The sequence below is a fragment of the Pseudomonas syringae group sp. 243L2 genome, from assembly GCF_032587875.1.
Taxonomy (GTDB): Bacteria; Pseudomonadota; Gammaproteobacteria; order Pseudomonadales; family Pseudomonadaceae; genus Aquipseudomonas; species Aquipseudomonas amygdali.
Genome location: NZ_JAWHPL010000014.1, coordinates 144,605 through 157,775 on the forward strand (window position 1 = coordinate 144,605; position 13,171 = coordinate 157,775).

Annotated in this window: 15 protein-coding genes; all 15 read left to right on the forward strand. The window is 53.0% G+C overall.

The window, feature by feature from the left end; genetic code table 11:
- The first annotated feature begins 785 nt into the window (after positions 1-785).
- The 15 genes from RYB66_RS07995 to RYB66_RS08065 all read left to right on the forward strand — a co-directional run bounded on the left by RYB66_RS07995 (position 786) and on the right by RYB66_RS08065 (position 13,165).
- Positions 786-1,052, forward strand: a complete 267-nt coding sequence (locus RYB66_RS07995) for a hypothetical protein (RefSeq protein WP_017699420.1) — start codon at positions 786-788, stop codon at positions 1,050-1,052.
- Positions 1,053-1,400: 348 nt separating this feature from the next.
- Positions 1,401-1,949, forward strand: coding sequence for a regulator (locus tag RYB66_RS08000; protein ID WP_087677437.1), 549 nt, complete (start codon positions 1,401-1,403; stop codon positions 1,947-1,949).
- A gap of 307 nt (positions 1,950-2,256) precedes the next feature.
- A complete protein-coding gene (locus RYB66_RS08005; protein ID WP_003317521.1) occupies positions 2,257-2,499 on the forward strand; it encodes a hypothetical protein in 243 nt (80 codons plus the stop codon).
- A gap of 304 nt (positions 2,500-2,803) precedes the next feature.
- Complete coding sequence (locus tag RYB66_RS08010) at positions 2,804-3,034, forward strand: hypothetical protein (RefSeq protein WP_003425076.1); 231 nt, start codon at positions 2,804-2,806, stop codon at positions 3,032-3,034.
- Between the two features lie 96 nt (positions 3,035-3,130).
- Positions 3,131-3,703 (forward strand): STY4534 family ICE replication protein, encoded by a 573-nt coding sequence (locus tag RYB66_RS08015; RefSeq protein WP_004409789.1) that lies wholly within the window; start codon positions 3,131-3,133, stop codon positions 3,701-3,703.
- Between the two features lie 70 nt (positions 3,704-3,773).
- The gene (locus RYB66_RS08020; RefSeq protein ID WP_003317518.1) at positions 3,774-3,929 is read left to right on the forward strand and encodes a hypothetical protein; all 156 of its coding nucleotides are present in this window, start codon (positions 3,774-3,776) and stop codon (positions 3,927-3,929) included.
- Positions 3,930-4,405: 476 nt separating this feature from the next.
- Entirely contained in the window at positions 4,406-4,741 is a 336-nt protein-coding gene (locus RYB66_RS08025) for a hypothetical protein (protein ID WP_054991125.1), read from the forward strand.
- A gap of 95 nt (positions 4,742-4,836) precedes the next feature.
- Positions 4,837-5,448: a DUF3275 family protein gene (locus RYB66_RS08030; protein WP_003317516.1), complete on the forward strand. Its 612-nt coding sequence runs from the start codon at positions 4,837-4,839 to the stop codon at positions 5,446-5,448.
- An 88-nt stretch (positions 5,449-5,536) separates the two neighbouring features.
- A complete protein-coding gene (locus tag RYB66_RS08035) occupies positions 5,537-6,061 on the forward strand; it encodes a hypothetical protein (RefSeq protein ID WP_003425083.1) in 525 nt (174 codons plus the stop codon).
- A 66-nt stretch (positions 6,062-6,127) separates the two neighbouring features.
- Positions 6,128-6,727 (forward strand): hypothetical protein, encoded by a 600-nt coding sequence (locus RYB66_RS08040; protein WP_029573114.1) that lies wholly within the window; start codon positions 6,128-6,130, stop codon positions 6,725-6,727.
- Between the two features lie 29 nt (positions 6,728-6,756).
- Complete coding sequence (locus RYB66_RS08045; protein ID WP_003425086.1) at positions 6,757-8,208, forward strand: DUF6094 domain-containing protein; 1,452 nt, start codon at positions 6,757-6,759, stop codon at positions 8,206-8,208.
- A 106-nt stretch (positions 8,209-8,314) separates the two neighbouring features.
- Entirely contained in the window at positions 8,315-10,573 is a 2,259-nt protein-coding gene (locus RYB66_RS08050; protein WP_016567474.1) for a DEAD/DEAH box helicase, read from the forward strand.
- A 205-nt stretch (positions 10,574-10,778) separates the two neighbouring features.
- Positions 10,779-11,195: a hypothetical protein gene (locus RYB66_RS08055; protein WP_229621099.1), complete on the forward strand. Its 417-nt coding sequence runs from the start codon at positions 10,779-10,781 to the stop codon at positions 11,193-11,195.
- The gene (locus tag RYB66_RS08060; protein ID WP_029572124.1) at positions 11,192-12,013 is read left to right on the forward strand and encodes a hypothetical protein; all 822 of its coding nucleotides are present in this window, start codon (positions 11,192-11,194) and stop codon (positions 12,011-12,013) included. The genes RYB66_RS08055 and RYB66_RS08060 overlap by 4 nt, the downstream gene beginning before the upstream one ends.
- A gap of 441 nt (positions 12,014-12,454) precedes the next feature.
- Positions 12,455-13,165, forward strand: coding sequence for a hypothetical protein (locus RYB66_RS08065; protein ID WP_029572125.1), 711 nt, complete (start codon positions 12,455-12,457; stop codon positions 13,163-13,165).
- Positions 13,166-13,171 lie beyond the last annotated feature (6 nt).

The window sequence follows — 13,171 nt, forward strand, 5'->3', positions numbered from 1 at the left end:
CACAATGGGGCTACTACCAGTTCCACCCCGCTGGTCACTGACGGTCATCAGTGACACCCTGGAGAAGTCGGCCTTGCCTTCATTCTCCTCCCCCAAAGTACGCAAAGCATCGGGAGGGGCGTACAGATCTTGTTGTGAATTCTCCCTGTGTCTCCCTGTTCAGTAGCAGACACGCAGCCGTCTAACTCGTGAAAGCGGGTTCATAGGCACACAGAGTTCACAGAAGGTTCGATGCATAGTCGTCTCAGGGCCGCACTGGTGTTGCGGTCCACTTTTTTTTAAAAACGCTTCCGACTCTCTCGGCAGGTAACCTGGTCATCTCGCAACGCTGGATGACCAGGTTACCTTCCGAGGTAGCCACTTTTCGCTGCCGGCGCCCACCGGTGAAAAAACGGGTTCCCTTTGTGCGCGAATGCGTGCCTTTTGATAACTGGCCCAAGCCACGACAACGGGCCGGGTGATGTCGATGTAGCAATGCGTGCGATCAATGCCCAGGGATCCTCGCTGAGCTAGCGCTCACAGGTGGCAAACTTTACAAGTTGTTGCAAAGTACACATCGGCTGAGAGCTAGCGTCTTCAATGAGATAGCTCTCAGCACGATTCCCATTGAGTCAGCGTTAGAACAACATTGTTTCTCCAGCCAGATAAAGCGTCTGTTCGCGTGAAATTCCTTTAACAGGTTGTTCTTTCGCGTGAATAAAACAAGCTCTAATTACGCCTCGCTTTTGCGGGGCTGAGTCAGTAAGGAACGCTGTATTTTGCGTTCATCAATATTAGGAATTAACATGAGTGTGCTGAAGGGAGTGCTTGACTGGATGATCACTAAACTTGCGTCTAAGCAATCTCCAGTAAGACCAGAAACAGTTGAGAACCAAGCGGCTCAGGCAGCCTTAGAACTCGCTGCGATTCTGAGAGTAGGGGGAGCCTTGGAGCATGATGAGATCCCAATGATCACACGTCGACTGCAGTCCGTGATTGATGCGACAAATGCCGTGGTTGCTGCCTGCGAACCAAGTCAAGCAGAAGGAAGATACTGTCGTAGAGAGCTCTGACACAAGCATCTCACGCTGGTCGTGGCCAAACCCGACAGCTCGTGCTTGACAAGCCTTCAAAGAATTCACATTCTCAAGACATGTACCGCTGACGTTGTCAGCAACATGCCCGGGTAGTCAGGATCTCACGACTACGATGCGTCCCACGCATTGATCCCGCCCAAAGTTCGCAAAGCTTCCGGAGGCGCGAACGATCGGTATTGGTTACCGATGGATGCATATTTCACATCGCCCGCAACGCTGCACTCGGCTTGGCTGAGTCATGTCATACAACTCACCTGCCCTCGGGGAATACTTTCCCTTAGGGACAAGTTTCTCCGTTTTCTACTATTTGAACGGAGACTGACCATGTCGAATCACACGGCTATGCACTCAGCATCTCAGAATGTTGAAATCACGAAACGCGTTGATATGCTTTATGGCGAGGCATGCCGTCAATTTCCGACATACGAAACGATGGTCTTTGAGCATTTCTGCTCTCAGATGATTGAGACTTTCGGCGATGACGAACTGGCGCTTGAAGCAGCAGATGCGTTTACCTATGCACGCTTGGACTATGATTATCTTTCCCCGTCAGAAATCAAGGCGGCAAGGGAAATTAATCGAAGCCATGGAATCTGCAGTCACGGTCTTACTGAAGACACCTGCCCATGCGGTTGTTTTGAGTTCACTGGGCCAGAGGTTTATGAGCACTATGGACCTGAAGATTGTGACCTTACTGATGCTGAAGTCTTTGAAATAAGTGATCCAGCCCTCGCGATGAGTGATGAGGAATGGGAGCTTATGAATGAACAATGGCGTCAACAAGAAATGTTATACGCAAGCAAACCTATCCGTAACCTCCTCAAAACTTTGTGGATTAAGGCGTTGGAGTTATCAACTATTCGTCGAAGGTAGTCTGGATCTCACGACTACGATGCGTTCTACGCATTGATCCAACCTAAAGTTCGCAAAGCTTCCGGAGGCGCGAACGATCGGTGTTTCAAACGCCGATGGATGCACATTAAACGCGTCACTCACCCAGCGGGGAATCACTCCCCTCTCGGGCGGTGTTCTCCGCAATTTTCCCTGGAGAAACATCATGAGTACAGCAAGCTTTCGTTTTGGCGTTATGGTTGGTACAGCATTGCGTGAATGCATCCGTGCAGTCACTCATAAGCCTAATCCTGAACCAGTGCAAGTCGCACCACAGCAAGTCAGGACAATGCCTGAACCTGTGATGTCCAACGAACAGTGGGAACAATACCGCCTGCCGGCATTGGCTCGATGCAAACACGTCGATCTTGCTGGCTGGTATGATCACCACATGCAAGAAATTCAAGCCAAACCCGTAAAGAAACCCCGGAAATCTCGCGCATCGAAGGCGCTTGAAACATCCCAAAAGCAGGATGCTGAACCACCAGTCAAGGCCCCTGTGATGGGTCCTTTGGACCAGCTCATTGCCTAATACTCCCCACCCTTGGCAAGCCCCTCATGTATTGAGGGGCTTTTTTCATTTGGAGGGTTGACAAACGAATCGCCCTTAAAGGATTCTAAAGCCATGTACCGCTGACGTTGTCAGCAACATGCCCGAGGTAGTCTGGATTTCATGACTACGATGCGTTTTTCGCATTAATCCAACCCCCAGTTCGCAAAGCATTCGGAAGCGCGAACGGTTGATCAGTTTATCTGGTTGATGGATGCACAATGATTCTCTCACCCCATCGGGACCTTTCCCGTAGGGTTGGTCTCGTGCCCAGCAGGAGACCTTCATGAAAAGCAGTATTGCGCTGTACCAAGCATTGATTTCAATCGATGTTCCGGAAGACCGCGCCGCTGCAGTCGTCGATGCTCTGGAGTCGGATATGCAAACGCAACTCGCGACAAAAGCCGACATCGACACTCTCGAGTCTAGACTCGAACTGAAACTCACCATTCGTATGGCCGTCATGCTGACTGCTGCTGTAGGCGTTATGCTTACTGCGTTCAGATTCATGCATTGATTGTCGTAAAATTTCGCTTTACCACCCATGCGGGGAATACCTTCCCCTTGGGCGAAGTGTATCTCCGCTTTGAACACTCAAAACTGGAGATACATCATGAGCAATTCTACCAACGAAACCAAATACTTCGACCTGCACACCGTCGGCATTGGCTATCTCAACCGCATTCGTGAAGTGAAGCCTCGTAAGGGCGCTCCTTTCATGGCTGTGACAGTAGCTGCCCTCAAAGGCACATCTGAGAAACCTGAGTACGCCTACATTGACTGCAACGTGGTTGGTGCTGAAGCTGACAAGCTGATTCGCCGTTGCCAGGAAGCTGTTGCTGCCGAGAAGAAGGTTCTTGTCTCTTTCCGGATCGGCGATATCTGGGCTGATGTTTTTACTTACAGCAGTGGTGCTAAGCAGGGCCAAGCAGGTGTCAGCCTCAAAGGCCGTCTCTTGTACCTTGCCTGGATCAAAGTTGAAGGTGAATACGTCTATCAGGCTCCGCAGAAAGAAGAAGCACCTGCCTCTTCTGAAAGTTCAGAGTCCGAAGCTACCCCAGTCGTTCAATCCGAGGCGTCTGCCTCCAGCGAACCAACTGATGTGGCTACTCCAGCTGCTACTCCCCCTAAGCCAACACGAGCAAAACCAGCTCGCGCAGGACGAGGAGAGAAACAAGCCGCTTGATAGATTTTTTACAACCTCAAGGCGCCCTGCAGGCGCCTTTTCTTTTCTCCACATAGTAGGTAACGACTTCATGAAATTCGCTATCGCTACACTCGTGCTTACAGTGCTAAGCATATTTTTTCTGGAATTTGGACAACAGCTCTCCGCTCAACTACTGACACAGATCGGCGCAGGAGGACTGGTCGCCACTTTTCTTGCAATGACAGGTATGGTGATCACTTCTTGACACTAAACCTTCTACTTTACCCTTAAGGCCCCCACCCTTAAGGGTCCGGGGCCCTTATATTGGAGCTCCTATGGACAGTAATACTAATAGACTTACCTTGCGACTTGAGCTCGCTTTTCTGATCTCAAAAGCACACACTCAAGATAGTATCTATCAACAGGTTTTGAACAAAGATACGCCTCCAGATCGCTTTTCCAGTTTGTATTGGGAGGATGTCCTGGACAAGCTCGAAGACTTGGCCCTATTGGACCACGTTGAGAATTTCACACCGGACCACAGCTCGTATATTGAAGATGCTGCAATCCTCAGGTCTTACTGGACTCTTCGGGAATGGTGCGGGATAGATATATATCCTGATAGCCCATCCGCTGTAACAGAAAGACTCTAACCAAACGTTCTCAAGAACGAAAACCAACCTGACCGGGTAATTCACCACCCGGTCGGGCCAGGTGGTTACCCGCACCTGGAGAACTACTATGTCCACCGCCATAAACCACTTGCCATCCACTTTGCTGAAATTGCCAGTTGTGCTGACGCCTTCCGCATGGAATGAATCTGTTCACCTGGAAGCCCCATCACATATTGCAGAAGTCGGCACTCGCCTAGGCGAAGTCGTACTCGAAGCGTATCGTGAACTCCACCTGCAACCCGATGAAACCCAGATAGACTTCGGTATCTATCGTTTCCCACCTAACGGTGACCGCTCAGGGCGTGAATGGCTGGAGCTAAAACTCCATCGCATTGATGCAGTACACGGTAATTCGTACCTGTGTATTTCGCTGAGGGATGAAAAGCCGCTCTATCTTTGCTGACCCAGTTAGCAACCTGCAACCACGAACAAGCCCGAATATTCGGGCTTTTTTTCGGGCTCCCATATTAGTGGCCTGCCCGATAATCCGGAGTAGTCATGATCAACCTGCCCGGCTATTTGGCCATACGCACCATCAGCGGTCGCAACGGCGCTTTCAACGTTGGGCGACTTTCGACGTCCATCGGTGAGTTCGTTATCAAGGACGCGCTGCTGGACCAGTACCACGAGGGCAAATATCGAGGTGATTTTGTTATCACCGAAATTCGTCCCTCCTACTACACAAACGGCGGCAGATTAGTGGTAGAAGTCCGCGCCAGGCTGGACAGCATGTCTTTGGACGATGTGGCCAACCTGAGCGCAGACGAGGCTGAGAGGCTGTCCAACAACGAAACTGACCCACTCGACGAAGAAGCCTCGGGAGGCTCGTCGTCAACCAAACCTCGCCCGACTATTCAAACAACTCCGAGAAGATCAGTTTCTGCTGGCAGTGACGCACCGTTCGGGATGTCGAGATCCGAGCCTGAGAAACAGGTCACCGCACATGAGGCTGATGCAGAGCTGTTCGGCACGATCTGGCCGATTGGACGTTCAGTCAAGCTGGACACAACTGTAGACCGTAAGCGTCTGCGGCAACAATGTGTTCGCCTTGGCGAGCTCGGGTATGAGCTTGACTTCAAGCTGCAGATTTGGAATCTCAGCACTTATTGACCTTGCTCAGAACTGAGCGTTTTCTACTTTTACATCCCCTGAGGGCTCCCTCATGGGTGCTCCTCATTACTAACTGAAGGAGCATCACATGCATCCGCTTTTCATAAATATCAAGAAAGCGATCCTGGATATCATTGAGGATCAACTCACCAACAACGAAGAAGCGCCTGACTCTGAAATCTGGAACATTCTGGTCGACGAACTTGACTTGACCGTAGAACAGGCAGACGCGGCCATAGCAATGCGACCGCGCTTCCGATGCGAGATATTCATTGCTGGGCAAAGCCCGTTGTATCAAACAAACACCGTAACCTTCGATCCGCTTGAGAAAAAACTCGTGGCTGCTGAGCCTTTGAGTTTCGATCAGATCCTAGAGATATACACGATGCTGCTGAAGAGTCGACCGGGTTACCGACTCAAACTGGGGGCTCACTGGGCAGCCGGTTTGAATTCAGAGGGTGAGCTGTATTGCACCCATCTAAACCCATGCGACAAAAACGTCATGTTTGAAGTTTACGACTTCGACCGCGATGCGTTCGTTGATGGTCGCTGGCAGTACGAGACAGAAGAACAAACTCGGGCGGCAATCGATAAACCCGAATTTATCCGCTAAACACATTGAATCCCGAGGGGCATCACCGCCCCTCAGGGCGGTTCCCCTCGTGTTTTGGAGGACCTAATGCCGAACCGCACTCAACTCTTTCACATCGAAGAATGCCCGGATCTGTACGTCGACGCGTGCGTCTGTGACGAGCAGCGAAACCTGATATTTCTATCAGCCTGGGGCCGCGACACGGCCATGCAGGAGTTTCTGGCCAGACTCACACTCGGTACCACCGAGAACGGCCTGGACCAGTTCCACATCGTCATGAATGACCAACGCATCCCGGTGTTCCCTAATACGGATCTGTTGGAAAAACGCACCACTCGCCAGCTTCGCGGAACGCTCTTCGGCAGCCTGCTGCACTTATGGCTGTTCGATCAGCGTTGCTCGCAGCCGGATAGAGCAAACCATTCTGCTTACGCGCTCATCAATCAAGCCCAAGACCCGTTCGATAGGTTGTGGCCGCTGATCGTAGACACTTGCCCTCTTCCGTTCCTTCCACATTGGCGTGAGCCGGTGATGGAGGTCCTTACTGCGCACAACATGTTGCACCCGCTACCGGGAGCTATTGGCTCGGTGACAGCCTGGCGTTTGTCGCTGCAGCTGGACGTGCTCGAAAAAGCTCTCGGCGAACTCATTCGCGCAGGGAAGCTCACCACTGAAGTTACGGCGTAGTTCACGCCCACCAGTCCAAGGAGCCAACCATGGCTTTGATGTTCTCACGGCTTGCCCGTAATTTTGCACGCAACGGCTATTACCCGACTGACGAACTGACTCTGGAGCGCACTCTGCAGGCATTGTTGCCGGCGACCTCGGGACGGATGCGGATTCTTGATCCGTGCTCGGGAGAAGGAGTGGCTTTGGCTGAGGTCGCACACCGGCTGGAGCGAGACCGAACAGAGACGTATGCGGTTGAGTACGACAAAGAGCGCGCTGATCACTCGAAAACGTTGCTGGACCGAGTGCTGCAGGGTGACTTGATGGACACCATGATCTCTCGACAGTCCTTCGGACTGCTCTGGCTCAACCCTCCTTACGGGGATCTGGTCGCTGATCACTCTGGCGCTTCACAGTACCAGGGTAGCGGCCGCAAAAGGCTGGAGAAGGCATTTTACCAACGGTCACTGCCGTTGCTTCAGTACGGAGGGGTGATGGTATTCATCGTTCCTCACTACGTGCTGGACGACGAGCTGTGTGGCTGGCTCACCAATCACTTTACCGGGCTGCGGATCTGCGCCGCGGTAGACCGGACGTTCAAACAGGTCGTGATATTCGGAATCAGGGTACGGCGTCAGGATCTGGCAAGATCCCGGGAACTGGCGGCGATGCGTGAGTATCTGCGGGCAATCGGATCCGGGGAAGAAGCTGCTGATCTGCTACCGGCCACTTGGCCATGGGAGCAATACGCTGTCCTACCGATCGCTAATGACCTGGAACACTTCTACCGAATCACTCTTGAACGCGAGCAATTCAGTGAAGAGGTTCTTCGTCTGAGAGGCCTATGGCCTGATTTTACGCTGCACTTTGGCCAGACTGGCGCTCAACCGCGGGCCCCGGTGAAGGCACTTTCACGGTGGCACTTGGCACTGGCACTCGCTGCTGGAGCCATAACTGGTGTAGTGACCTCTCGTTCCGGGCGTGTCCTGGTGCTCAAGGGCGACACTTACAAGGATAAGGTTCCCAAGACCGAATTCACTGAGGACGAGGACGGCAACGTGTTTGAGACACGGATCTTGACTGATCGTTTTGTGCCCAGGATTCGGGCATGGGATATGACGCCAGGCTCATCCTATCTAGGGTACGCACTGACCATCAGCTCGGATGCGACAACACCAGCTACACACGAAACCACCTCAAACACTGCTGCAAGTAGTCAGAACGCTTCAATTGAACTGGGCCGTGTGATGGTCACGCACAGCGTTCAAAGTCTGCTTCAAAATAGCTCTCTCGACGTGAGGCAGTACCTGCGGCGTCACGCGACGGGCGATTGGGGCGAGATTTCGAACGACGACTGGGACAGCAACCAGCAAGCACTGAGTGCTGATGGCCGATTGTTTTCCGGGTATGACATCGACGCAGAGGATGAGACCAGACTCTGGATCATTACCGAGTCTGATCGCTCAGCAACAACAGTCATGTTGCCATCTGACTACTAAGAAACTTTACCAACACCTTTCAATCATCTAACCGCACCTCAGGGTATGAACAATACCCTTGGTGGTGTCGTGCATGCCCTGTTTAACCCAATAGTGGAGAAACATCATGAACGACCTGCCTTTGGCTGCGCCTGCAGGCCACCCTTGTGTGCCAACTTTGAACATCGGGCTCACTGAGTTTATCGAAGAGTTTGGCGACGAACTCCTGGAGTCACTCAACCGCTCCAACCCACCGGTTTACGCCGGCATCGACAATCCGGCTCGGCAGTGGGTGCTGGACGGCCTCAAACGACAGCCCTTCCCTGCCCAGGCTCAAGTGGTCCAGGCAATTGCCGCGCTTTTGCTCGATCAGAATGAGCAGGCTGGCATCATCAATGCCGAGATGGGGACAGGCAAAACAATGATGGCCATCGCTCTCGCTGCAGTCATGCATGGAGCTGGTTATCGCAGGACGATGGTCATCGCGCCTCCGCACCTGGTCTACAAGTGGCGGCGCGAAATCCTCGAAACCATCCCAGACGCTCGCGTCTGGGTGCTCAACGGACCGGATACCCTGGTCAAGCTGCTGAAGCTGCGCGATCAACTGGGTGATACCTACGACGGACGTCAGGAGTTCTTTATTCTCGGCCGTGTGCGGATGCGGATGGGGTTCCACTGGCGTCTGGCCTTTTGGCAGCGACGTGCCGGCGGTGGAAGGAGCCTGGCAGCGTGTCCAGATTGTGGGCGTCTGCTCCAGGACCAGGAAGGCAATCTGATCACCGCTGAGGAATTTCAGCGTGAAGAGCGACGTCGACGCTGCGAACACTGTGATGCCGCTTTATGGACGCTGATGCGCCCGGGCAAATCGGATGGCGGCAGCCGCCGTAACACGATCCTAAAGTCGATGTGCCGCATCCCTACAATCGGACCTGTTCGTGCAGAACGGCTTCTATCTGACTTCGGCGAAGACTTTCTCGCCTCGATGCTCCTGGACAATGTCTCTGAGTTCATCAACCTGATGGACGCCAAAGGCAACTTCATCTTCAGCGACCGCCAGGCCAAGCGCATGGAGCGTGCGATGGCGAACATCGAGTTCGGGTTCGGCGAAGGGGGTTACCAACCCACCGAGTTCATCAAGCGCTACCTACCTTATGGGTGCTTCGACCTACTGGTCGTGGACGAGGGGCACGAGTACAAAAACAGTGGATCGGCACAAGGTCAGGCTATGGGCGTGCTCGCAGCCAAAGCACGAAAGACTGTGCTGCTGACCGGCACTCTGATGGGCGGGTATGCAGACGATCTGTTCTACCTCCTGTTCCGAATCCTCACCAGACGTATGATCGAGGACGGCTATCAGCCCAACGCGCGAGGAAGCATGGCGCCGGCGGCGATGTCTTTTATGCGGGATCACGGGGTATTGAAGGATATCTACACCGAGCGTGATGGCAGTTCTCACAAGACTGCCAAAGGTAAGAAACTCTCAGTGCGGACGGTCAAGGCTCCGGGGTTCGGCCCGAAAGGCATTCACCGCTTCGTTCTACCCTTCACTGTGTTCCTGAAACTCAAGGATATCGGCGGCAACGTGCTACCTGGTTACCGGGAGGAGTTCATTGACGTACCGATGTCTCCAGACCAGGAGGCGGCTCACCGTAAGCTTGCCCAGACATTGACCGCCGAGCTTCGGCAGGCGCTGGCTCGTAGAGATACGACGCTGTTAGGGGTGGTGTTGAACGTGCTGTTGGCATGGCCGGACTGCTGCTTTCGACCTGAGGTGGTGAAACATCCTCGATCCAGAGACACGTTGGCTTTCGTGCCGTCGGTCTTCGATGATGACGAGCTCATGCCGAAGGAACAGGCCCTTCTGGACCTATGTCTTGCTGAAAAAGCCCGGAACCGCAAGGTTCTAGCCTACTCGGTTTACACGGGTACCAGAGACACCACGAGCCGCATGAAGCGGGTGCTCGAGCAATCGGGACTGAAGGTGGCAGTGCTGCGTGCATCGGTGGACACCGCCAGGCGCGAGGACTGGATCCTTGACCAGGTTGATCGAGGCGTCGACGTACTGATCACCAACCCGGAGCTCGTAAAAACAGGTCTGGACCTGCTGGACTTTCCGACCATTGCGTTCATGCAGACGGGTTACAACGTCTACACGGTGCAACAGGCGGCAAGGCGCTCATGGAGGATCGGACAGAAGCAGGACGTCCGGGTGATCTTTTTCGGCTACATCGGCAGTTCTCAGATTACCTGCCTGCAACTGATGGCCAAGAAGATCGCCGTATCGCAGAGCACTTCAGGGGATGTTCCAGAGTCTGGATTGGATTCACTGAACCAGGATGGTGATTCCGTAGAGATGGCACTCGCCAGACAACTCATCAACGCTTGAACATGGCCACCTTCGGGTGGCCATTTTTATATCCTTCGGGTGCCTCCAAGCAACACACTTCCTGCCCCCAGCGCCGCAGGCCATGGGGTTCGAGTCATGTAAACAGACGCTTACTCTAGTCTTTATCTTGAAGCGCATGCCACATGGCCACTTGCCTTAAGCATCCTTCAAGGAGAATATGTGCCCTCATTTGGAGGGACCTACGATGAACAACGAACAACTCAAAGACACGCTGATCCACGCGACTCGGGATTTTTGGGCGGCCTACAGCAGCCCGTTGTTGCTGAGCAACCTACCCAGCTCTCTGTCCGAGAAGGGAATAGCAGACTATAAGTCCATCCTTGGAAATACTTCATTGAAGGCCTTTGTAAGCACCTTAGCCGAACAAGGCCACCTCAAAGTTGTCACTCACCCGCAGCACCGCGCGAAGATTGGGCTTATTCCCGCCGAAGAGTCTTACGATTTTCCGCAAGAGGAGGATGCTGTAAAGCAAAAGCAGAAGTACACCGGTGACAGCCACGCAGTCCGGTTACTCGACATCCTTAGCAAGCTAGATGATCAGGATCTAGTAAACCTCAATATCCCAGTCTCTGTGCTGGCAAAATTGCACCGCATGCCATGAACGTTTTCATTGCGCTGGCAACCACGAACGACTTTCTTCGAAAGGAATTCATAAAGCTCCGCAATGGCGTCGCCCTTCCCGCTAACCTCAGTGAAACAGCAATAAAACTTGAGTTGGGTACTCCAGAGGTTGGGCATTGGGACACACTAGAAGACTATTTTCACGCAAAATCAGCTTGCAATGACGCTCTACTCGTAATTGCGGATCACGCTTGCGCGACTAAAATCGACTTCACTCCAACGGCGCTTTTCAGCTATAGACTGGAAATTCCCCAACGAGTTGAGAATCCTGCGCCATTTCTAAAACATCATCTGTCTCGGCTCCTAAATCACTTCAGTGCCTTCAAGCAGCTCAATGCAAGGGGCGAAAATTACCTTGTCTCGATCCTGCCAGCCCTGAACTTTGATGCTGATGAATGGCGCCAACTACTCGACAAGGTACGTTGTGAAACACACAGTGACACCTTTATCAAAGAGGTAGAGATTCTACTGACAGACATCCGCAGAAAGAGACGGAAACCCAGGCGTAAAAACAAGGATCGAACACATTTCTTTATAGATGATGATGATAAGCATTTTTTATACGGGAAAGAACATCACTCACAGTTCCAAACAGGTGAACCTCACACTAAGTCTTGTGACCTCAACGGCAGATTCAGGTTCGGCAGGAAAGTGGATGATCCTCTCAGGCACTTCAACGTGAATCGCGGGTCGGGGCGAAACCCATCGGTTAAGGGAGCATTTGTGAATTGCCATAATGAGACCCGTGAGGTCACTAAAACGTCTCACCTGAACATGTTCATGAACGACTTTTTTTGATCGAAAAAAAAGGGGAATCAATTAATTGATTCCCCTTTCCTGCAGCCTATCGCTTATTCCACCCTCAGCGTCAATAGAAAGGATTGCTGCTCTGAAACGAATACGTTTCTGGTGCTTTCCCAGCTATTGGCAACGCATTCATCAGTCGATGACCAGGCCGGTGTCCAACGTATTGGATTCAGCAGCCCGGAAGGCGTGGAGCGTAGCGCTGTATCGTACGATATCATCCTAACAAACTTTTGCGCAAGAAGACTTACCTCCTTGACCGGTTGAGTACCCTCGTAGATCAGCCCGAAATCCTGAGGTTATCCCTGAGAATGTTCGCGAATTCCCAGGAGGAGAATTTCTCTCTCGGAAACCCAACGCAATCCAAAAACGGTTTGGTACTGATTCTGATGATCGCTTTTGCGAACCTGCCTCACATCTTGAGTGAGGTCCTTCATGAAACTGCCACTGCGCCCTTCTCTTTCCCGCGCTGCCATCCTGCAAATACTGACCCTGATCGTGCTGATCGGCATGTTGGTCTACCAGCAGTGGCAGATTTTCCACCTCAATGCCGGCTTTGAGTCCGCTGCAAACCTGGAAACCGTCAACGCCATCACCCAACGCATCAATGGCGTGGATGACCGGCTCGATGCCGCCAGCCAGATGAAGTCCGTGACCATCGATGATTTCAGAGCCGGCCAGCAGGCTTTGTCCAACCGCATCGATGCCGTTCAAGCCCTCCTGAAGCAGGTGCAGGAGGCGGCGAAGGAGGCTGCCCAGCAGGGTGCCACAATGGAAGAGGTTGTGGTCATGGGGGCTCGGATCGAGGAGCTGCAGGTGAAACTCCAAGACCTGCGTGCGGCTAAACCAGCATCTGTTCAAATCACGGCAGCCAAGCCAAAGACTCCACCCCCCTCCCGCAAATCAACAGCACAAACCAAAGTTCCGGAGGCTCCTCCACCGTTTTCGGTCGTGGGTGTGGAGTATCGCGGGGGCGAACGTTTCTTGTCAGTTGCCCCGCCTGGCAGCACTCAACTGAGTCAATTGAACTTGGTACGCCCGGGCGACGTGGTCGCGGGGAGCAACTGGCAGCTCAACAGCCTGGATGACTCGCGCGCCCTGTTCAGCATCAACGGCTCCACCCGCATACTGCCCCTGCGCCCTTAGAGGTTC